Annotated in this window: 17 protein-coding genes; 10 read left to right on the plus strand and 7 right to left on the minus strand. The window is 47.3% G+C overall.

Going from position 1 to position 20,038, the window contains the following annotated elements; all coding sequences use genetic code 11:
* Positions 1-178: 178 nt before the first annotated feature.
* Both ACTRXG_RS09090 and ACTRXG_RS09095 read left to right on the plus strand, forming a co-directional pair.
* A complete protein-coding gene (locus ACTRXG_RS09090) occupies positions 179-1,366 on the plus strand; it encodes an MFS transporter (protein ID WP_474284721.1) in 1,188 nt (395 codons plus the stop codon).
* A 513-nt stretch (positions 1,367-1,879) separates the two neighbouring features.
* Complete coding sequence (locus ACTRXG_RS09095; RefSeq protein WP_474284722.1) at positions 1,880-2,569, plus strand: C40 family peptidase; 690 nt, start codon at positions 1,880-1,882, stop codon at positions 2,567-2,569.
* Between the two features lie 55 nt (positions 2,570-2,624).
* Here ACTRXG_RS09095 and ACTRXG_RS09100 read toward each other — a convergent pair whose 3' ends face one another.
* Positions 2,625-4,211: an L-lactate permease gene (locus tag ACTRXG_RS09100; RefSeq protein ID WP_474284723.1), complete on the minus strand. Its 1,587-nt coding sequence runs from the start codon at positions 4,209-4,211 to the stop codon at positions 2,625-2,627.
* A 368-nt stretch (positions 4,212-4,579) separates the two neighbouring features.
* On the opposite strand from ACTRXG_RS09100, the gene ACTRXG_RS09105 reads away from it, so the two are divergent.
* Positions 4,580-5,509, plus strand: a complete 930-nt coding sequence (locus tag ACTRXG_RS09105) for an AEC family transporter (RefSeq protein ID WP_474284724.1) — start codon at positions 4,580-4,582, stop codon at positions 5,507-5,509.
* Positions 5,510-5,594: 85 nt separating this feature from the next.
* Here ACTRXG_RS09105 and ACTRXG_RS09110 read toward each other — a convergent pair whose 3' ends face one another.
* From ACTRXG_RS09110 to ACTRXG_RS09120, 3 genes are all read right to left on the minus strand, one after another.
* Positions 5,595-7,070 (minus strand): protein adenylyltransferase SelO, encoded by a 1,476-nt coding sequence (locus ACTRXG_RS09110; RefSeq protein ID WP_474284725.1) that lies wholly within the window; start codon positions 7,068-7,070, stop codon positions 5,595-5,597.
* Positions 7,071-7,265: 195 nt separating this feature from the next.
* Complete coding sequence (locus ACTRXG_RS09115) at positions 7,266-8,000, minus strand: YqcI/YcgG family protein (RefSeq protein WP_474284726.1); 735 nt, start codon at positions 7,998-8,000, stop codon at positions 7,266-7,268.
* A 102-nt stretch (positions 8,001-8,102) separates the two neighbouring features.
* Complete coding sequence (locus ACTRXG_RS09120) at positions 8,103-8,984, minus strand: aldo/keto reductase (protein WP_474284727.1); 882 nt, start codon at positions 8,982-8,984, stop codon at positions 8,103-8,105.
* A 241-nt stretch (positions 8,985-9,225) separates the two neighbouring features.
* Here ACTRXG_RS09120 and alr point away from each other — a divergent pair, with 241 nt between their 5' ends.
* On the plus strand, positions 9,226-10,314 hold the full coding sequence (gene alr, locus ACTRXG_RS09125; RefSeq protein ID WP_474284728.1) for an alanine racemase: 1,089 nt from the start codon (positions 9,226-9,228) through the stop codon (positions 10,312-10,314).
* A gap of 53 nt (positions 10,315-10,367) precedes the next feature.
* Here the strand turns inward: alr and ACTRXG_RS09130 are convergent, their stop codons facing one another.
* From ACTRXG_RS09130 to ACTRXG_RS09140, 3 genes are all read right to left on the minus strand, one after another.
* The gene (locus ACTRXG_RS09130; RefSeq protein WP_474284729.1) at positions 10,368-11,321 is read right to left on the minus strand and encodes a Gfo/Idh/MocA family protein; all 954 of its coding nucleotides are present in this window, start codon (positions 11,319-11,321) and stop codon (positions 10,368-10,370) included.
* A 103-nt stretch (positions 11,322-11,424) separates the two neighbouring features.
* Entirely contained in the window at positions 11,425-12,345 is a 921-nt protein-coding gene (locus ACTRXG_RS09135) for a UbiA family prenyltransferase (RefSeq protein ID WP_474284730.1), read from the minus strand.
* A 140-nt stretch (positions 12,346-12,485) separates the two neighbouring features.
* Positions 12,486-13,367 carry a LysR family transcriptional regulator gene (locus ACTRXG_RS09140; RefSeq protein WP_474279553.1) on the minus strand — a complete coding sequence of 294 codons (882 nt, stop codon included), beginning with the start codon at positions 13,365-13,367 and terminating at the stop codon, positions 12,486-12,488.
* A gap of 114 nt (positions 13,368-13,481) precedes the next feature.
* On the opposite strand from ACTRXG_RS09140, the gene ACTRXG_RS09145 reads away from it, so the two are divergent.
* From ACTRXG_RS09145 to ACTRXG_RS09170, 6 genes are all read left to right on the plus strand, one after another.
* A complete protein-coding gene (locus ACTRXG_RS09145; RefSeq protein ID WP_474262745.1) occupies positions 13,482-14,177 on the plus strand; it encodes a CoA transferase subunit A in 696 nt (231 codons plus the stop codon).
* 16 nt (positions 14,178-14,193) lie between these two features.
* Positions 14,194-14,856, plus strand: coding sequence for a 3-oxoacid CoA-transferase subunit B (locus ACTRXG_RS09150; protein WP_474262743.1), 663 nt, complete (start codon positions 14,194-14,196; stop codon positions 14,854-14,856).
* On the plus strand, positions 14,853-16,040 hold the full coding sequence (locus ACTRXG_RS09155) for an acetyl-CoA C-acetyltransferase (RefSeq protein ID WP_474284731.1): 1,188 nt from the start codon (positions 14,853-14,855) through the stop codon (positions 16,038-16,040). The genes ACTRXG_RS09150 and ACTRXG_RS09155 overlap by 4 nt, the downstream gene beginning before the upstream one ends.
* A gap of 163 nt (positions 16,041-16,203) precedes the next feature.
* Positions 16,204-17,571, plus strand: coding sequence for a sigma-54 interaction domain-containing protein (locus ACTRXG_RS09160; protein WP_474284732.1), 1,368 nt, complete (start codon positions 16,204-16,206; stop codon positions 17,569-17,571).
* 224 nt (positions 17,572-17,795) lie between these two features.
* On the plus strand, positions 17,796-18,572 hold the full coding sequence (locus ACTRXG_RS09165) for a 3-hydroxybutyrate dehydrogenase (protein WP_474262736.1): 777 nt from the start codon (positions 17,796-17,798) through the stop codon (positions 18,570-18,572).
* Positions 18,573-18,608: 36 nt separating this feature from the next.
* Entirely contained in the window at positions 18,609-19,892 is a 1,284-nt protein-coding gene (locus tag ACTRXG_RS09170) for a GntP family permease (RefSeq protein WP_474284733.1), read from the plus strand.
* Positions 19,893-20,038: the final 146 nt, after the last annotated feature.

Consider the following 20,038-nt stretch of genomic DNA (forward strand, 5'->3'; position numbering starts at 1 on the left):
TAGGGCTTCTTTTTTCTTTCGATGGCACAACAAAGGCCTCCGAAATCCATTTTCGGAGGCCTTTGTCTACAATCTGAGTGCTGCCGTTACGACGGCAGCATTTTTTATAGGGGTGGACAATTGAGGTTAAACGCTTTACCATAGTCTCTCATAGTTAAAAAAAAGAGAGGTGGCAAAGATGGGTATTCTTCGTACGAACCGGGCCATTATTATCGCTTTTATGATAGGAACTTTTTCTATTGGTATGACTGAATACGTGATTACTGGTCTTGTCACTCAATTATCGAACGATTTAAATGTACCTGTTTCTCTTACTGGTCTTCTGCTCAGTGTGTACGCTATCAGTGTGGCAGTCTTTGGACCGATCTTTCGTATTACGACGATGAAGTTTCCGATCAAGCCGGTTTTGATTTCCTGTATGGCAGTCTTTGTACTAAGTAACGTACTGGCAGCAGTGGCCACTTCTTTTACTGTGCTTGTGGTAGCGCGCCTGATTTCAGCGGCGATTCACGCTCCGTTTTTCGGTCTCAGTCTTGCGATGGCCCACCATATTGTGGCCCCGTCGAAAAGAGGGCAGGCTATTGCTGCTGTGCAGGGCGGCTTAACTATATCGATTATGCTTGGGGTGCCGTTCGGATCTTATCTTGGCGGCGTGCTGGAATGGAGAATTGTATTTTGGATGATTGCTGTTCTTGGATTAATTACGCTAATTGGGCTTGTGCTGACCCTGCCAAATGAAAAGCCCACCGAAATACCAAAAGTGAAATATGAACTGGGCGTCTTTAAAGAAAAGACATTTCTTATGACGCTTGCCATCGTTATTCTCGGCTATTCCGGTGTTTTTACCACCTATGTGTTTAAAGAACCGATTCTGCGTGAAATCGGCGGTGTGGATGTCATAGGGGTGACATTCGCGCTATTTGCGTTTGGCACTGGGGCTGTCGCCGGGAATTTTCTTTCGAGCCGTATCCCGCTTAATCATTTAACGAGCAGGCTGCGTATTGCGTTTTTGCTTTTGACACTCATTTTGGTTTTCTTTATACCAATGATCAGCGTCATCGGCACGTTATTTATCGCAAGCTTTTTACTTGGAATGTTTGCGTTTGGCACGGTGCCACTGTTAAATGCCAAGCTGCTGATTACCGGGCAGCATGCCCCTTCTCTAGCCGGCACAATAGCTGCAGCCGCCTTTAACCTGGCGAATGCGCTCGGAGCTACTCTGGGAACAATTGTACTGAACTCGGGAGCAACGTTTTTTGTGCTGACACTCTGTGGGGCAGCGCTCTCTGTCATCGGTATTCTGCTTACAGTACTGCTTCACCGGATGGAAAGCAGGAAGGCAGCTGAATCTTCTAATGCAGCGTGAACATTTGAATTAAAGTGATAGGGCTGTCTACGGGGAAACCCGGGAAAGCTCTTTTGTATTGATTCTGGCCACTCCATTTGTTAAAAAAATAAAGGTTAAAAATGAAGAATATGCCGACTTATATCCGACTTTTTCAGAGTAGAACCTTTTAATGAAGTGTCATATCAATCTTTTTTCCCAAAGTGATATTATTTATTATGTATTTAAAAAGATATTAAATTTTATTTACCTAATTAATGTATAAAATATTACTTTTATTAAAATGAGATTACAAATGTCCTAATGTCGTTGTTTAACCACGCTGGGTCAGATATACTCGGTCATGTTGAGTCGCTGATTCAACGCACATAAAAAATCTTTAAACTACTTAATGGAGGTGCAGTTTCACTCCGTCGTGACCAGCCGTTGTTGCTCCAGTCGTGTGGCAAAAAGGCAAGTAAATATATAAGAAAAATAAACAATACCTACTTAATCAAGTTTCGGTGATGGGTACTTCGACGAGTGAACGTTATAATGAAAAAATATCTTTTTGGAACAGCAATTACAGCAGGAGTTCTATTTGGTGCCCCGCAGGCAGCAGATGCATCAATCGATGATCACGGATCCTTATCTTACGGTGACACTAATTCCTCGGTAAACGATTTACAGGAAACCTTAAAGGATGAAGGGTATTTCCACGGATATACCGGCTCAAGGTTCGGTCCAAGAACGTTGAGCGCAGTAAAAGAATATCAATCCGACCACGGCATTTCTTCTCCGGCTGGCAGTTATTACGGCGTAGCCGGCCCATCGACGCAGGATTCTTTAATGGGATCAGGCTCTTCGGAACAGGTAGCGGGAGTATCTACAAGCAGCAGCTCCGGTATTACGAGTACGGCTAAGCAATACATCGGGTCACCTTATGTATGGGGCGGCGAGTCTCCAGGTGGATTTGACTGCAGTGGATTTATTAACTACGTATACGAGCAGCACGGTGAAAGCATACCGAGGACCGTTTCGGGCATGTATAGTGCAAGCTCGAAAGTTTCCAGCCCTTCTCCAGGAGATGTTGTGTTCTTTAACACGAGAGGCGGAGCTTCTCACGCGGGTATTTACGTAGGGAACAATGAATTTGTTCATTCCGGTTCTTCTACAGGCGTAACTACTTCGAGTCTTGACAGCTCTTATTGGGGCCCACGTTACATGGGAGCCGGCCAGCTTTAAAGTAAGAATAAAAACAGGCATGACGCTTATTAAAGGTTCATGCCTGTTTTTTGTATTAGAATACATTCATTATAATAAATCCTCCAACTCCAGCGAGTACCCCGTAAAGAATAGCCGGACCAAGCGTTTTACGGATGACGCTGCCTTCTTTTCCCTCCATGCCGACCACTGCACATGCAGCGACCACGTTGTGAATACAAATCATGTTTCCGGCACCGGAGCCTACAAGCTGTGCCCCCAGTACGACACTGGCATCTACTCCAGTAGCATTGGCGATACTGTATTGTACAGGAGAGAACGTGAGAGTTGAAACGGTGGCGCTTCCAGTAATAAATGATCCAAGTTCCCCGAGAAATGGGGCGACAAGAATCCACATTGGACCGAAAGCGGCTGCCATACCGGCTGCGATATATTCCGGCATACTGGTAATATCGCTGGTGTTGATTCCGGAATTACTGAACACATGCACCATTACAAGCGTGGCAAATAAAGTAATTCCGGTAATTTTGATAGTGGAAAGAGCTTCTTTTGAAGAAGCTGTGAAATTTTTGAATGAACGCCTTTGAATCAGTACTGCAAGCAGTGCCGTAATAGTAAGAATGGTTCCGGGAGAATACAGCAGCTCCCAATTGGAAGTTACCCCTTCAACCCCTAAAATGTTAGTCCAGGAAAGGTCAAGAACGGTAGTCGTAAACTCCCGCAGCCATGGGACAATTCTTGTTAAAAGGAGGAGGGCTACCACGATCAGGTACGGAGACCAGGCAGTAAGAAGGCTCATGTCGGATCTTTTAGTATCAATCTTGAAATCGTCCTGCAGGGCATCTGTCCAGATGTCTTTTGGAAGCAGAATCCCTTTTTTAGCGGTGAATGCTGCTGCAGCGAGTCCGGTGAGCGCTCCCAAAATAGCAACAAACTCCGGGCCAAACAGGAACGCATATAATAATGCTGACGACGTGTATACAGCTCCGACCATCAAGGTCCATGGAAGCATCGGCCAAGCATCCTTCAATCCTCTGCCTTTCCCAAAAAACAGGGTTAGTACCACGATTAGAATAAACGGTATAAAGGTGCCGCCGAACAAATCAATTAATGTAACTGTAATACCAACTTCCTGGAAAAAGGCAGGGCCCGCTGCATCAAGCGTGCTGAGACCTACAATGACGGGCGTGCCGACGGCACCAAAAGCAACAGCTGAACTGTCCGCTATAAGCGCTGTAGATACGGCAGCAAGCGGCTTAAAGCCCAGGGCAAGCATCAACGGAGCGGTAATCATTGCCGGAGTGCCGAAGCCGGCAGCCCCTTCAAGAAGGGAGCCAAACAGAAAAGCTACAATGATCAGCTGCACCCGCATATCCTTTGAAATACTTTGAAATCCCTGGTTAATACGGTCTACAGCTCCGTTTTTCCGAAGTGTATTCAGCAGTACGAGCGCTCCAAATAAAATAAGCAGAATGGTTAATGTTTTATGGGCACCCTGCAGAATAGAAGAAAGAATAACCTGGCCCCCCATACCCCAGACGGTAACGGCAAGCAGGAGCACAATAATAGAACTGAGAGTCATTCCTTTAATGGCAGGCATGCGAAGCAAAACGAGAAAAATAAATGGAAAAATGACAGCGCTTAAGGCAACGAGCATCAACATAAACTTGTCTCCTTTAAGTGGGGAAAGTTAAAATAAAAAATGAATTCTTCGTTTTGCAGATATGGTCATCAGATGTATTAATTTTATATTAAACGCTTTCATCAATGGATGCAATAGGAGATCCTGACTTAGGAGAGGTGTAGAATTTTTTGTCGTTTTTCAGACATAAATCAGACAATATACTGTCATAGTCGCGATTAAAAATTGATAAAAAAGGGATGAAGCTTGACCGTTTCATATGATGAATAATATTCATTTTACTTGAGGATAAATTTAACATTTTTATTGCTGAGGGATAGAATTATTAGTACATTGATATAAGATGAAAAAATTATTCATACCAACGGTTGCCGGGGAGAGATGCTTTCTTGTCTTTTTTGCCATTAATTATGCTCGAAATAATGCTTCCAATCTTTATTTTACTGCTGCTCGGAGCAGTACTTCATCGAATATACGATTTTCATCTCAATACGTTGTCGAGGCTGTTAACGGGACTGTTTCTCCCGGTCGTTATTTTTACAAATATTTCAGCGATGGAGGTGGATTCGTCTGTATTGCTTGAAGTTGGTGCCTTTCTGCTGATCCAGTTTTGCCTGCTGGCTCTGCTTGCCGGCGTGTGTGCAAGGTTGTTTGGTATGGATGCGAAGCTTACCGCAACATTTAAAAACAGTGTAGTACTTATGAATTCAGGAAACTTCGGGCTGCCGGTCAGCCAGCTGGTATTTGCTTCTAACCCGCTTGGGGTATCGATCCAGATTATTGTACTGATGTTTCAAAACTTTTTAACATTTACATATGGAGTTTTTACTTCTGCAACCACACAGAAAACAGGAATAAAGGAAAATCTGGCCCCGTTATTTAAAACGCCCACGATTTATGCCTTAGCGCTTGGTCTTGTATTTTACATATTTAATCTTTCACTGCCAAAAGCAGCAGAGCAGGTGTTAAATCAGATTGCTGCCGGATTCACGGCCCTCGCGCTTCTTGTCCTGGGAGCACAGATTGCATATCCGAAGCTGAAGCATTTATCCCCGGTTTTCTTTTTTACTATCGGCCTTCGATTAGTGGGGGCCCCGCTTATCGCTTTAGGAATTATTTGGCTGCTGCAGCTTGAAGGAACGCTTGCCCAGGCGTTATTTATTGCAAGCTCGTTTCCCATGTCCAGAAACAGCGCACTGTTTGCGCTCGAATACGATAATTATCCGGAATATGCCGCCCAAAGCGTGCTTATTTCTACAATCCTTGGAGGACTGACGGTTTCCATTGTCATCTTTTTATCGCAGGTATGGTTTGGGTAAAATGGTAAAACGGTCATGAACACTAAAAATAGGAATCCCCCGCTCAGCAGTGAGCGGGGGATTCCTTTAACTGCACATCGTCTCTCTACGTACCACAGTAAGTTCGGTACGGTACAAGCGTGGGAGCCGGAGGTGCCGTATATTTTTCCTGCTCCCTGGTGTGGGCATAAGGCTCTGAAAGTACATCCATAAGCTGATTCATGAGAGTGTAATCTCCATTTTTTTCGGCAGCTTCAAGTGCTTCTTCCACATGATGATTCCGCGGAATTACCGCCGGGTTGTGGTCACGCATCAGCTGGCGGACAGCATCTTTAGATTCGTTTTGTCGACCTAGACGCTCCAGCCATTGTACCTGCCAGAAAGTAAATCTGCTGCCTGTAAACAGCCCGGAGTCGTCCAGCTTGTTAAAGGTGAGGGCCCGGAAGGTATTCGTGTAATCTGCTTCGTATTCCTGCATAAGGTTGAGCAGGTCTGTAATAAGTGCTTCGTCTTCCGTTTCTTCTGTGAAAAGCCCGAGTTTTGCACGCATACCCTGAAGCCAGTACTCATTAAACTGTTGAGGGAAACGGGAAATTTCTGCCTGCGCGAGCTCGACGGCTTTTTCCTGGTTTTCGTCAATTAGCGGCACGAGGGCTTCGGCAAAACGGGAAAGGTTCCACTCTGCCATAATCGGCTGTCGTCCGTAAGCGTAGCGGCCACGCGCATCAATGGAACTGAATACGGTCTTCGGGTCATAGCTGTTCATAAACGCGCATGGACCATAATCGATGGTTTCTCCGCTGAGTGCCATATTATCGCTGTTCATTACCCCGTGAATGAAACCGGCAAGCTGCCATTTGGCAATCAAGGAAGCCTGGCGTGTAACAACTTCCCGGAGCAGCATCAGGTACGGATGTTCCGTTTCCCTGACTTCTGGATAGTGCCGGCTGATCGTATAGTCGGCAAGGGCCTTTAGATCATTCATCGATCCGCGGTTTAAAGCATATTCAAACGTGCCAACGCGCAGATGACTGGAGGCCGTGCGTGTTAATACCGCTCCGGTCAGTACACTTTCGCGAAAGACAGGCTCACCAGTTTTAACAACGGCGAGGCTCCGGGTGGTCGGTATGCCAAGCGCATGCATGGCTTCACTGATAATATATTCGCGAAGCATTGGACCGAGAGCGGCTCGTCCATCACCGCCGCGTGAATAAGGTGTGCGGCCGGATCCTTTCAACTGAATGTCGACTCTGCGTCCATCCGGCGTTATTTGTTCTCCGTGAAGCAGGGCACGCCCGTCCCCAAGCATCGTAAAATGGCCAAACTGATGACCGGCGTAAGCCTGGGCAAGCGGGAATCCGTTTTCCGGCGTTTCGCTGCCTGCAAGTACCTGTACGCCTTTCTCCTCTTTTAATGCCTCACTGTCGAGACCGAGAGAGTCAGCAAGCTGTTCGTTTAGTACAATCAGCTCCGGGTTCTGAGCCGGGGCAGGGATGATTTTGGAGAAAAAGGTGTGCGGAAGGGAGGCATAGCTGTGTTCAAGCTGCCAGCCCGCTTGTTTTACAGTATTTTTGTCAGCCATAAAGACTCCTTTAAAATATATTTTTAAAACGCAGCAAGCTATATCGGAAAATCATTATTTATAAAATGTACATTTTCATTATACAGGCCTGCGTCGGGGTTCTTCAAATTTAAAGATGCGAATTATATACATGTAAAAAACGCTTCCTGCGTTCAGCAGAAAGCGCGAATATTTGATTATCTTAATCAGAAATGATTATACGTCTTTATGATGGAACGGACATTTGCCTTCTATTGGCTTAATGTCGTCTCCAATGAAAAACTGCTTCCACTCGTTGTGCGTCGGATCGCCAAAATGGCTGATATCCGGGTGGGTTGGAAGGTTATCCCACTTTTCCACGCGCGACCGCACCTTCTCTCTCGACATGATGCCGCCTTTTTCTGTGCCTTCGAGACCTTCAAAAATAGCCCGGGGCTGAAAGCCGAGAATCAAACTGTTTCCCAGATCTCTCGTTTTCCGATGTTTATAGGCCGGGGCGTTACCGAAAACAAAAACAGGCTCGCCGGCAAAATGGTAATCCCACAGAAAATGATCAGGATCCTTTGGCTTGTCTCCCGGCCAGTTGTACCGGTCCTGTTCATGCAGATGCTGCAGAACGTCCCAGAAATAAGAACGATAATAATCGACGGACTGCTCGCGTATTTCCGGCTCGACGAAAAGGAAAAGACCGTGCCGGGTAAAGGGCGGTTCATTCATTAAATGCAGAAAGCTTTCAAGCACGCCGCCAAGGTGATCCCACTGATCATGAGTAATATAAGAGTAGCGGAGCTCTCCTTTTCGCTGAGCTTTCATACCGAAAAAGCAGGGGAACTCCGGGTTGGTTACAACACGCTTAAAGGTCTGGTACTCCTCCTGCAGCCAGGAGGGAAGCTCGTGGGACGTTTCCATGTCTTCTTTCGTCAGCAGGTAAGGGCTGTTCGTTTTTAACATACTGCTGCTCCTTTCATTCAAAAATCAAGGGCGCCTGCCTGGTTTAAAAAAGCTTTCAGCCAATGCAGTATCATTGCCGGCTGAAAGCTTATATAAAAAGGTTTAGCTGTTACTGTTTTCTACGGCATTGGTAAGCGTATTGAATTCCTCGTCGCTGAGTTTGATGCCGGCTGCAGCGATATTATCTTCAAGGTGGCTTACTGTGGACGTTCCGGGAATTGGCAGGATAACGTCAGAGCGCTTCAACAGCCACGCAAGCGCAAGCTGAGCTGGTTTCGCATTGTGTTCCTCTGCCAGCTGAGCCAACGGTCCGCCTTCCTGGGCCAGTTCCCCAGTAGCAAGAGGGAACCATGGGATAAAGGCAATATTATTATCAGTACAATAGTCGAGCATTTCTTCGGATTCACGATTGGCCAGGTTATAGCGGTTTTGCACAGAAGCAATGGAAGTTACCTTTTGCGCTTCTTTAAATTGCTCTGTATTCACTTCACTGAGTCCAATGTTACGGATTTTTCCTTCCTCCTGCATTTTTTTCAGCTCGCCTACCTGATCTGCAATCGGCACTTCAGGGTCTACCCGGTGCAGCTGCATAAGGTCGATGCGTTCAAGACCAAGATCCATCAGGTTCAGCTCCACCTGCTGGCGCAGGTATTCCGGACGTCCCACAGGGCGCCAGTCATTTGGGCCTGCACGGGTGAGGCCGACCTTTGTCGCGATCGTCATGTCATCATTATACGGATGAAGAGATTCTTTAATGAGGCGGTTCGCCGTGAACGGGCCATAGGCATCTGCCGTATCAATAAAGTTCACTCCGAGCTCTGATGCCCGGCGGAGCACACGGACGGCTTCATCAGGATTGGATGGTTCCTTCCATACTCCTTCACCTGTCAGCTGCATGGCGCCGTATCCTAGACGGTTTACTTCTATATCGCCGCCGATCCGGAACGTGCCGGCCTGATCTGCGGTAATGTCTGAATTACTCATATATGATCCTCCTTCGATGAAAACAAAAGTTTGTACACCTTAATCATCATACCCGCGCCGGGGTCTTTTTAATCAAATGCTTTTCCTCAGAAGAATAACAGCTGAAGGGAGATGCATTTATATTAAAAAAGATGAGAGAAAGGTAGTTTTCGAGCGGGCTCGTAAAGGTATAGAACAGAAGACGCATGAAATTATTCTCAGATTTAAATAGTAATATTCAACATAGAAGGGCGTGTAACGGATGAATTCTTCATGGATTGAAATTAACGTAAAGGCTGTACGAAACAATATTCATCAAATTAAAAACCGGATGCCGGATAAATTTTTTGCAGGCATCGTTAAAAGCAATGCCTACGGCCATGGACTGGTGCCCATGGCCAAGTACATTGAAAACGAAGTTAATTATTTAGCGGTAGGGGTGGAGGAAGAAGGCGTTGAACTGCGAAAAAACGGCGTGAAGGCTCCCATATTAATTTTAGGCCCTTATTTCAGTGCAGAAAGTGTAATCGATTACAATCTGACGCCAACCGTGGATACGATTGAAAAAATGAAAAAATTAGATGAAGCGGCAGGGAAGAAAAACGTGGGGGCACATCCCTTCCACTTAAAAATCAATATTTCTTTAAACCGTTTCGGTCTGGATGAAAAGGATTTAAACTCATTTCTGGAGGTTTACCAGGCATTAAAGTCAGTAAAAATGGAAGGCGTTTACTCTCATTTTGCCGCAAACAGGCATGCAGAAAAGATTATTTCCCAGAGTGACCGCTTAAAGCAGTGTATAGAAATCATAACAAAAATTTATCAAATCCATCCGGAGTATGTGCACATGGCTAACAGCGCGATAGCTGTTAAACATCCGGACCTTGGCTTTAATATGATACGTATTGGCAATGCCATGTTCGGGCAGGCGGCGAGCAGAAATGGTCTGCGTTTTGAAGAAACGTTTGAGCTGAAAACACCTCTTCTTGAAACGAGGGAAATTGAAGCAGGGAGCACAGCGGGCTACGGAGACACAAAGCCGTTGGGTGAACCAATGACTGTTGGTCTTATTCCGCTCGGAGAAGCCCACGGCTTTAACTTTGCCCGTGAGAAACAGTCCGATACGTTAAAAAAGCTCGCCTTTAATATTCTGCGGGATGTGCGTTCCTATGTCCGTCCCCCGGCGAAAATATTTTGGGGAGAAGAGCCGGTTTCGATAGTAGGGAAACCGAGTTCGCAGTTTTCACTGGTGGATGTGACAGGGAAATCAGTCAGCGAAGGAGATGCTTTAACGGCAAGAGTTTCGATCATGAATGTGCAGGAATCCATTGAACGGAAGTATATAGAATAACAGCAAAAAACGACCCGCAGCCTCCTTTGATTGGAGACCGCGGGCCGTTTTTTTTATGAATTAATAAGCTGCTCAAGCACAGAAGCATTTTCCGCTAGTCCATCGGAAGGCCAGCTTCTTCCCTCGAGGAGGCCAAGGGAGAGCGATTGCATACCGGTAATGTAGTAGTTATCGGAGATTGTTTCACTGTAGGATTCTCCGTTTGTCAATTCAATAGAGACTTTGCACGGTTGTTCTGTCGGCACAAACGCCTGGTGGGCCCGAAGCACACCTTTCGTTCCAACCACCTCGTATTCGTTTCGGAGGGCCGCATTCATACCGGAGTCGAAATGGGCCAGCCTGCCGTCCGGAAATGTAAGAATTCCTGCAGCTGCCCAGTCACTGCGTTCGTTTTCATGAAATGAATAAAAAGCTTTCGCGTGCTCTGGTTCCCCCATAACCTGACGAATGGCATGAATGCAGTAGCAGCCGACATCATACAGACTTCCACCCCCTTCAGCCTGCGAGTGAAGCCGAATGTTGCCCTCGATATGCTGCAGCGGGAAGGTAAACGATGAGCGCATCGTCACTACGTCTCCGATCGCATTACCTGCAAGCATTTTTTGTACAAGCTGGTGCTGAGGGTGGAACCGGTACATGAATGCTTCCATAAACTGAACGCCGTTTTCTTCGCAGGCATTTTTTATTTCTCCGGCCTCTGCCTGAGTCAGTGCTGCCGGCTTTTCGCATAATACATGCTTCTGCTTTCTGGCAGCTTTGATGCTCCATTCCTTGTGGAGATGGTTGGGAAGAGGAATGTAGACCGCATCGATGTCCGGGTCTTCAAGCAGATCATCGTAGCTTTGGTACACCTTCGGAATATCAAAAGCTTCGGCGAGTTCCCCGGCTTTGCCGCTGCTGCTTGCGATCGCATACGCTTCGGCATTTTCTGTATGCTCCAGTGCAGGCAGCACCTTTCTTCTGGCGATATCGGCTGTACCTAAAATTCCCCATCGAATAGTTTTCATCAAAAAGCCTCCTAATTAATTACAAAATGCAGTCTCGTTCCCACATTGTACACTATTATGATAGAAGCTGCCTGTCATTCAGAATAAGCGGGTGTCCGAGCGATTAAAAAATTCCCTGCAATAGAAGAGCCACTGCCAGGAAAAAGCCGCACAGAACGGTACTTTTAATCGATGCCCCCATGAGCGGACCATAAGATTCAGAAGGGTTGGTATCTTCAAGGGCGGCATACGCCTTTGCGAGCGGCCACGCAGAAATAACGGCAATCAGAGCGTACCAGGGGAGCGCCCCGACGAAAATACCTAAGGGAATCGTAAGCATCGCAAGCAGGGTAAAGGCTTTCGAGAGAAGCAGTCCTTTCTTTTCCCCGAGTACGACGACGAGCGTATTTTTTCCGGAGTCACGGTCAGCACGCCAATGAAGAAAATGATGATTGTAAAGGACCATCGTAGTTAATATGCCGATCGGCAGAGAGAGAAAAAAGGCCCGAACGTCGAAAAATCCCGTCTGCACGTAGTAGCTTCCCATCACGGGAAGCACCCCGAACGAAAGCAGGATGGCGACTTCGCCGTATCCCTTGCCCCGGTAACCGAATTTGAAGGGTGGTGCTACATAAAAATAAGCAAGCAGCCCGCCGGCGGCAGCCAGTATCAAAAGCGGCCATCCTTTGGCAATACTCAAAATGACACCGCATAAAAGAGCGAGGGCCAAAAACATCCATGTAACAGACGCGAATGTTTTTTCAGAGACCCGGCCTCCTGTCAGCATGCCGGAATTGGTGGAAACGTCGTTTGCCGTATCCTGTGCCTTTGTATCAACACCGTTACGGTAGTCCCACAAATCGTTCACCATGTTGGAAAACAAGTGGGCGCTGAATGCCCCGATCAGTGTAATAATAAACCAAAGCGGCTCAAAGACCCCGTTCCATGCGAAAGCACCAAGTGCCCCTAACAGGACAGGCATTAGCATGACGGACAAAAAGCTTGCCCGAGCGGCCTCCAGCCAAAAAGAAATTGTTTGTTTCATAAGCAACGTCCTTTCCATATGAAATAAGCATAAAGAAATGAAATAAAACTGCTTATGAATTATATCAAAAAGAAAAGCCGAACACCTGATTAGTGTTTTAGGGACACGTGAACAGGCGTATGAAAGTAAAAAAAGGATTATTAATTAAAAGCCTCTTCCACAAACGAGATCCACGCCTGGGCGGCCTGCGTCTGATAGCTTTGCTTCCGCCAGATAAGCGCCAGCCGCCAGTGCAGTAATTCATCGTCTACTGCTAGCACGGAAACATTGCTGGTATTTGCTTTATGGACAACTGTTTCGGGAAGGAGGGCGACGCCGAGGCCCGCCATGGCACTCTCAAATAAAAAGTCCCACTGGGAGCTTTCGTAAAGAATTTCGGGTTCAAAGCCGGCCTGGATGCATGACTCCATGACCCGGTCGTACAGAGCAAATCCCTGTTGAAACATTAAAAAGGGTTCATACTTTAAATCCTTCATTTGTATGCTTTCGCGGCCGGCAAGCGGATGATCCGCCGAAGTGACGGCAAGAATTTTCCGGTCGATGATCTGTCGGACCTCAAACTGTTCTTCATCGACTGGAAGAATGGCTACACCGACATCGATATTTCCTTCGAGCAGAGACTGCTCCATAATTTTCGCCCCTTCTTCGACAATGTGCATGCCGGCTTCCGGATAGGCTCTGCGGAAGTCGGCAATAATTTCGGGGAAAAAGCTGGAGCCAATGACGGGCGGGAGCCCGAACGTAAAGCTGCCTTTTTTATGCAGCTTAATTTCTTCTGCTTCCTGCCACAAATCCTCTGCGCTGCGGAGTACCTTCCGGGCATGCTGGCGGATAATTTCGCCTTCTTTTGTAACGAAAAGGTGACGGGTGGAGCGGTCGAGCAGGCGGAGACCGATTTCTTCTTCAAGCTGATGAATTGTTTTGCTTAAAGCGGGCTGTGAAATGTGCAGCTTCTCGCTGGCCCGGGAGAAGCTTAGCTCCTTGCAGACTTCGAGGAAAAAACGAAGCTGTTTGATATCCATGCGTCACCTCTTATTCCATTTAGTAATAAATTTATATTATTTATCTATTTTACTTATGAAAGCGCTATTAGTAAAGTGGAGTTACCAATTAAAGGACTGAAAGGGGTTTATACAATGACGAAGATACAGACATCTTTTGAAGAGAGCGTTGCCCGCATTCAGGACGGTGCTACGCTGATTGTCGGAGGATTCGGCCTTTGCGGTATTCCGGAAAAAGCCATTCAGGCGCTGGCTGAAAAGGGAACGAAGAATTTAACAGTAGTTAGTAATAACTGCGGTGTCAACGACTGGGGGCTTGGACTGCTACTGGAAAATAAACAGATTAATAAAATGGTGGCCTCCTACGTAGGAGAAAATAAAATTTTTGAAGAGCAGTACTTAAACGGGGAACTCGAGGTGGAACTTGTGCCCCAGGGAACGCTTGCAGAGCGTATCCGGGCAGGCGGCGCTGGTATTCCCGGCTTTTACACGCCGACCGGGGTAGGAACTCCGATCGCTGAAGGCAAAGAGCATAAGGTTATCGGCGGCAGGCAGTGCATTCTTGAAGAAGCTATTCAGGGGGATGCGGCTCTTGTCAAAGCATGGAAGGGCGATGCCTATGGAAACCTCATTTACCGAAAAACAGCCCGTAATTTTAATCCGCTGGCGGCAGCGGCAGGGAAATTCACTATCGCAGAGGTGGAAGAGCTGGTTGACGTCGGTGAACTAGACCCGGACTTTATCCATACGCCGAGCCTGTACGTTCAGCATCTGCTTGTCGGAGCATCGTATGAAAAACGTATCGAACGAAAAACGGTCCAGCAGGCATAAAAGGAGGAGGAAAAGAATGAGTAGTCAAAGAGAAAACATTATACAACGGGCAGTAAAGGAAATCGAAGACGGCACGATCGTAAATCTGGGCATTGGCATGCCGACCATGATTGCCAACTACATTCCGGCAGAGAAAAATATATTTCTTCACTCCGAAAATGGCCTGCTTGGCATCGGACCGTATCCGGAGGAGGAAGACGTGGATGCGGATCTGATTAATGCCGGGAAAGAAACCGTAACAGTCAAACAGGGAGGCTCTTTTTTTGATAACGCGGAATCCTTTGCTATGATCCGCGGCGGTCATATTGATCTCGCGATTCTCGGGGGCATGGAGGTTTCTGCGCAGGGAGATCTTGCAAACTGGATGATCCCGGGAAAAATGGTTAAAGGCATGGGCGGTGCCATGGATATCGTGCAGGGAGCGCAAAAAGTAGTTATCATCATGACTCATACGAACAAAGAAGGAGAATCAAAAATCCGATCAGAATGTGCTCTCCCGCTGACCGGCGAAAAAGTAGTGGACCGGTTGATTACAGATATGGCGGTTTTTGATTTTACGCCATCGGGCATGGTTCTGAGAGAAGTATTGAACGGAGCAGATGTAAAAACAGTAGAGCAGTATACAGAAGCTTCTTTTACAATTGATGAAGCTCTGATAGACCGGGAGGGGAAACAATGAAGATGGAAGAGGTTCTGCTTGGAGGAGCGGTACGGACTCCGGTGGGCGGCTTTATGGGCAGCTTAAAGGACGTACCGGCTGTAGATCTGGGGGCACTTGTGATTGAAGAAGCACTTGAGCGTGCCGGTGTCCCGAAGGAAGAAGTAGATGAAGTCATTATGGGGAACGTGCTGCAGGCAGGTCTTGGGCAGAACCCGGCAAGGCTGGCTTCTTTAAAGGCCGGTCTTTCTGAAAATGTACCTGCTATGACCATTAACAAAGTGTGCGGATCCGGCTTGAAGGCCGTCCATCTGGCGGCTCAGGCCGTGCTGGCCGGCGATGCGGAAATCGTCGTTGCTGGTGGAATGGAAAACATGAGTCGGGCTCCGTACCTGCAGATGAACGCGCGCAGCGGCTTTGGCATGGGAGACCAGAAGCTGGTTGACAGCATGCTTCACGACGGTCTGATGTGTGCAGTGGAAAACTATCATATGGGTGTGACAGCCGAAAACATCAATCACGAATACGGCTTTACACGCGAGGAACAGGATTCGTTCGCCGCAGCCAGTCAGCAGAAGGCAGCAGCAGCGAGAGATAATGGGCTGTTCAAAGAAGAAATCGTGGCCGTCCATGTGCCTCAGCGAAAAGGAGATCCCATCGAGATAGTGGATGATGAACATATCCGAAGTGACACAACGGTGGAAAAGCTGAAAAAATTAAAGCCGGCGTTTCAAAAGGATGGAAGCGTGACCGCAGGCAACGCCTCCGGGATTAATGACGGGGCAGCAGCGGTTATTGTCATGAGTGAGAAGAAAGCGAAGGAGCTGGACATTACAGGGATGGCTCGTATTGCCGGCAACGCTAGTGCTGCCGTGGATCCGAGCGTGATGGGGCTGGGTCCGGTCCCGGCCATCCGAAAAGCTTTAGATAAAGCTTCCACTCCGATGGAAGATATCGATCTGATTGAAGCAAACGAAGCGTTTGCCGCCCAGTCACTAGCTGTGCAAAGAGACTTGAATATCGATTCGGAGAAGCTGAATGTAAACGGGGGAGCAATCGCGTTAGGGCATCCGATTGGGGCAAGCGGCACAAGGGTTTTCGTGACCCTGCTCCATCAGATGAAGCGCCAGCAGGCGGATACAGGTCTGGCGGCGTTATGTATCGGAGGCGGCCAGGGCGTTGCCACCGTCGTGAAAAGAGTTTAAATAAAAACGTTAATATGAACAAATATAAAACATCTCCGGGCCGGCGCATACTGATCGGCTGCAGGGGATGTTTTTTCAATAAAAGTCCCGCGACTATTGAAAAAATTCGCAGGACCGTTACCATTTAATCAGAAACGTCAACCGCGATAACGGGGTGGAAAAGATGAAACATTTAGAAGGGCTGGAGCATATTTACGACATATTATTTGGCAGTCTGCACCATTGTGTCGTCATTGTCGATGAGCAGGGAGTCATCACGTATATGAATGAATGCTACTATGATTTTCTCGGCACAAGTAGCGCAATAGCGGTCGGACGCCATGTAACCGAGGTGATTGAAAATACACGCATGCATATCGTAGCGGCTTCGGGAGAAGCAGAGAAAGCAAACATGCAATACATTAGAGGTAATTATATGATTGCCGACCGCGTACCTTTATATGATGATGGCCGTATTATTGGAGCTCTGGGACTTGTCATGTTCCGGGACAGAAAAGAATGGGCGGAGATGAATCAGCATATTAAAACATTAATGCTGGAACTCGAATCCTATCAAAAGCAGGTGGAGCAGCTGAATGGCACATCTTATTCCCTGCACGATGCGCTCAGCGTGTCCCCGGAAATGGAAGAAGTAAAAAGAAACGTGCGTAAGGTAGCCTCAAGCGACGTATCCGTTCTTTTGCGCGGGGAGACGGGGACCGGCAAAGAATTATTTGCCCAGGGTCTGCACAAGCTGAGCGAAAGAAGCACAAAGCCCTTTGTGAAAGTGAATTGTGCTGCCATACCGGGTGATCTGCTTGAGTCGGAGCTGTTTGGCTATGAGGAAGGAGCTTTTACCGGTGCCAAAAAAGGAGGCAAGCCGGGGAAATTCCAGCAGGCTGACCAGGGGACCATTTTTCTGGACGAGATAGGGGATATGCCGTTGAATACCCAGGTGAAAATTCTTCGTGTGCTTCAGGAGGGAGAGCTTGAGCCGCTTGGTGCACAAGGGCCACGGCAGGTGGACGTGCGGGTGGTTGCTGCAACCAATCAGCCGCTCGAACAGCTGATAGAAAGGCAGCAGTTCCGGGAGGATTTGTACTACCGGATTAATGTTATTTCAATTACGGTGCCTGCTCTGCGTGACCGTTCGGAGGATATTCCTCTGCTCAGCAAATTTATGCTCCAAAAAGTTACGGAAAGACTGGGCAAACGAATTACGGCGTTCGATCAGCAGGTGCTTGACCGCTTTTTGGATTACTCTTGGCCGGGGAATGTACGGGAACTCGAAAATACGGTTGAGGCAGCCGTGCATCTTGCAGAAGGAGAAACAATTCATCTGAGTGATCTTCCTGCACGCATGACGGAGGCGGGGCAGGCGAACCGGAAAAGCGGAATAAAACCGTTGAAACAAGTAATTGCTGAAGCAGAAAAGGAAGCGGTAAAGCAGGCGCTGAAGGAAGCGGAGGGTGATAAGCGGATAGCCTGCAATCTGCTCGGAGTAGGAAAGTCCAATCTCTACAATAAAATCATGAAATACAGCCTGGAATAACAGCGGGTTTTTCCATGTTTGCGGAAACCATTCCATTGTTTTGGAATGGTTTTTATTTTTTAAGTCTGTTCTTGTAAAAGAATACATTAGCGGCGGGAATTCGAAGCAAAAAGCATTCAAATAAATGTTGGCATGGTTTTTGCAAATATATAGACAGTAAACGGATTTGGAACAGAATTCGTTTTTGTAAGCGGTTACTAAAAATTTAATCAGGAGTGATACAAATGGTTCAAGGTAGAGTGGTATTTATTACAGGTGCAGCAAGCGGCATAGGGCTTGCAATCGGAAAAGCATTTGCCCGGCAGCATGCAAAGGTAGTACTAACAGATATAGATAAAAACAAAGTACAGAGTGCTGCCAGTGAGATCAAAGATGAAGGCTTCACCTGTATTGGACTGGTCTGTGATGTTACCAATGAAGATGCGGTGGACAAGGCTTTTGCGGAAACGCTGCGAGAGTTCGGCCGGGTGGATATTCTCATTAACAACGCCGGCATGCAATACGTAGCAAAGCTTGAGGATTTCCCAACCGAAACATTTGAAAAAATGACCAAAATTATGCTGACAGCGCCTTTTTCCATGATGAAAAAAGCGGTTCCTATTATGAAAGAACAAAAGCACGGCCGAATTATTAATATGTCATCGATCAACGGCGTTATCGGGTTTGCCGGAAAAGCGGGATACAACAGCGCAAAGCACGGGCTGATCGGGCTTACAAAAGTAGCAGCTTTAGAGGGAGCAGAGCATGGCATCACGGTAAATGCCCTCTGTCCGGGCTACGTCGACACACCGCTCGTCCGTAATCAGCTGGAGGATCTGGCGGCAGACCGGGGCGTTACGCTGGAAAAAGCCCTGGAGGAGGTTATCTATCCGCTCGTACCGCAGAAGCGTCTGCTCGATCCACAGGAAGTAGCAGACTATGCCTTATTTTTAGCCGGGGACCAGGCGAAAAGCGTAACCGGACAGAGCGTGTTAATTGATGGAGGTTATACGGCGCAGTAGTCTGCGTTTGTTTAAGATAGAAAAGGAGGTAAAATAATGCTTGGAATATTGTTAGGCTTAATTACATTAATGGTTCTCGCCTACTTAGGCTGGTCCATCATCTGGGTAGCTCCGGTGGCAGCAGGTATAGTAGCACTTACCGGAGGGCTCGATCTGCTTGATGCTTATACGGGCACATACATGAGCGGCTTCGTCGATTTCGCGCAAAGCTGGTTTCCGGTATTTATGCTTGGCGCCGTCTTCGGAAAACTAATGGAAGACACCGGGATGGCACGCTCTGTCGCTGTAGCGCTGACAAAGCTCATTGGGAGGAATAGGGCGATTTTAGGCGTTCTGGTGGCTTCTGCGGTACTTACTTACGGCGGTGTCAGCTTGTTTGTGGTTATTTTCGCTGTGTATCCGCTCGCCCTGTCCTTATTCAGGGAAGCAGATATCAGCCGCCGGCTGCTGCCGCCGACCGTCGCTTTGGGGGCATTTACATTTACGATGACAGCACTCCCGGGCACGCCGCAGATTCAAAATCTGATTCCGATCGAATACTTTCGTACAAGTGCTGCTGCCGCGCCGTTAATGGGCATTATTGCAGCTCTGGTGATGGCGGTGGGAGGCTATCTCTATTTACGGTGGCGCGAAAAACAGATGACGGCTAAAGGAGAGCGTTTCACCGAACCTAAGGACAAAAGCATGATGGAAAAAGAAGAGACAGCACCACCGTTCATGCTGTCGATACTTCCGCTGATCACAGTGCTCTTAACACTGAATCTTCTCGGATGGGACATTGTGGTGGCGCTTCTGACAGGTATAGTACTTATTATGCTTCTCAACCTGACTAAATTTAAAAAGTTTGTGCCTGCTGTTAACGGCGGAGCGAGCGGCTCCGTGCTTGCCATCATTAATACGAGTGCTGCTGTTGGTTTTGGCAGTGTAGTAAGGGAAGTGCCGGGGTTTGACCAGTTAACCTCATTACTGATGGGGGTGCGCGGAAATCCATTAATTTCCGAAGCTGTAGCAGTTAACATTCTCGCCGGATCGACAGGATCCGCGTCTGGAGGAATGGGGATTGCACTCGAAGCACTGGGGGAAGAATACTATCAGATAGCGATGAATACAGGGATCGACCCTGAAGCATTTCACCGTATCGCTTCACTTTCTTCAGGTGGACTCGACGCCCTTCCACATAATGGGGCGGTCCTGACTCTTTTAACAATTACAGGTATGAGCCATAAAGACAGCTATAAGGACATTTTTGTTGTCGCTGTGTTGATTCCGATCATCTCCGTGATTGTCGTTATTCTGCTGAACACGCTTGGTATTTTATAAATAAAGAGAAAAGGGCGTTCTGTAAATATTACGGGACGCCCTTTAATATGAAAATCCAAGTATTGTATATAAATTTGCAAACGTTTGCCCTTTTTATTTTATTTGCTATTGCATTTTATATCTAACACAAATATAATAAGATTAAA

The sequence above is a fragment of the Marinococcus sp. LNSP9103-4 genome (assembly GCF_056034345.1).

Excerpts from the sequence above, each read along its gene's own strand:
- ACTRXG_RS09110 (WP_474284725.1), bottom strand. The coding sequence starts at position 7,070 with ATGGCTGACAAAAATACTGTAAAACAAGCGGGCTGGCAGCTTGAACAC.
- alr (WP_474284728.1), top strand. The coding sequence starts at position 9,226 with ATGAATTCTTCATGGATTGAAATTAACGTAAAGGCTGTACGAAACAAT.
- ACTRXG_RS09115 (WP_474284726.1), bottom strand. The coding sequence starts at position 8,000 with ATGTTAAAAACGAACAGCCCTTACCTGCTGACGAAAGAAGACATGGAA.
- ACTRXG_RS09170 (WP_474284733.1), top strand. The coding sequence starts at position 18,609 with ATGCTTGGAATATTGTTAGGCTTAATTACATTAATGGTTCTCGCCTAC.
- ACTRXG_RS09135 (WP_474284730.1), bottom strand. The coding sequence starts at position 12,345 with ATGAAACAAACAATTTCTTTTTGGCTGGAGGCCGCTCGGGCAAGCTTT.
- ACTRXG_RS09165 (WP_474262736.1), top strand. The coding sequence starts at position 17,796 with ATGGTTCAAGGTAGAGTGGTATTTATTACAGGTGCAGCAAGCGGCATA.
- ACTRXG_RS09100 (WP_474284723.1), bottom strand. The coding sequence starts at position 4,211 with ATGTTGATGCTCGTTGCCTTAAGCGCTGTCATTTTTCCATTTATTTTT.
- ACTRXG_RS09120 (WP_474284727.1), bottom strand. The coding sequence starts at position 8,984 with ATGAGTAATTCAGACATTACCGCAGATCAGGCCGGCACGTTCCGGATC.
- ACTRXG_RS09160 (WP_474284732.1), top strand. The coding sequence starts at position 16,204 with ATGAAACATTTAGAAGGGCTGGAGCATATTTACGACATATTATTTGGC.
- ACTRXG_RS09155 (WP_474284731.1), top strand. The coding sequence starts at position 14,853 with ATGAAGATGGAAGAGGTTCTGCTTGGAGGAGCGGTACGGACTCCGGTG.
- ACTRXG_RS09145 (WP_474262745.1), top strand. The coding sequence starts at position 13,482 with ATGACGAAGATACAGACATCTTTTGAAGAGAGCGTTGCCCGCATTCAG.
- ACTRXG_RS09130 (WP_474284729.1), bottom strand. The coding sequence starts at position 11,321 with ATGAAAACTATTCGATGGGGAATTTTAGGTACAGCCGATATCGCCAGA.
- ACTRXG_RS09095 (WP_474284722.1), top strand. The coding sequence starts at position 1,880 with ATGAAAAAATATCTTTTTGGAACAGCAATTACAGCAGGAGTTCTATTT.
- ACTRXG_RS09150 (WP_474262743.1), top strand. The coding sequence starts at position 14,194 with ATGAGTAGTCAAAGAGAAAACATTATACAACGGGCAGTAAAGGAAATC.
- ACTRXG_RS09090 (WP_474284721.1), top strand. The coding sequence starts at position 179 with ATGGGTATTCTTCGTACGAACCGGGCCATTATTATCGCTTTTATGATA.
- ACTRXG_RS09140 (WP_474279553.1), bottom strand. The coding sequence starts at position 13,367 with ATGGATATCAAACAGCTTCGTTTTTTCCTCGAAGTCTGCAAGGAGCTA.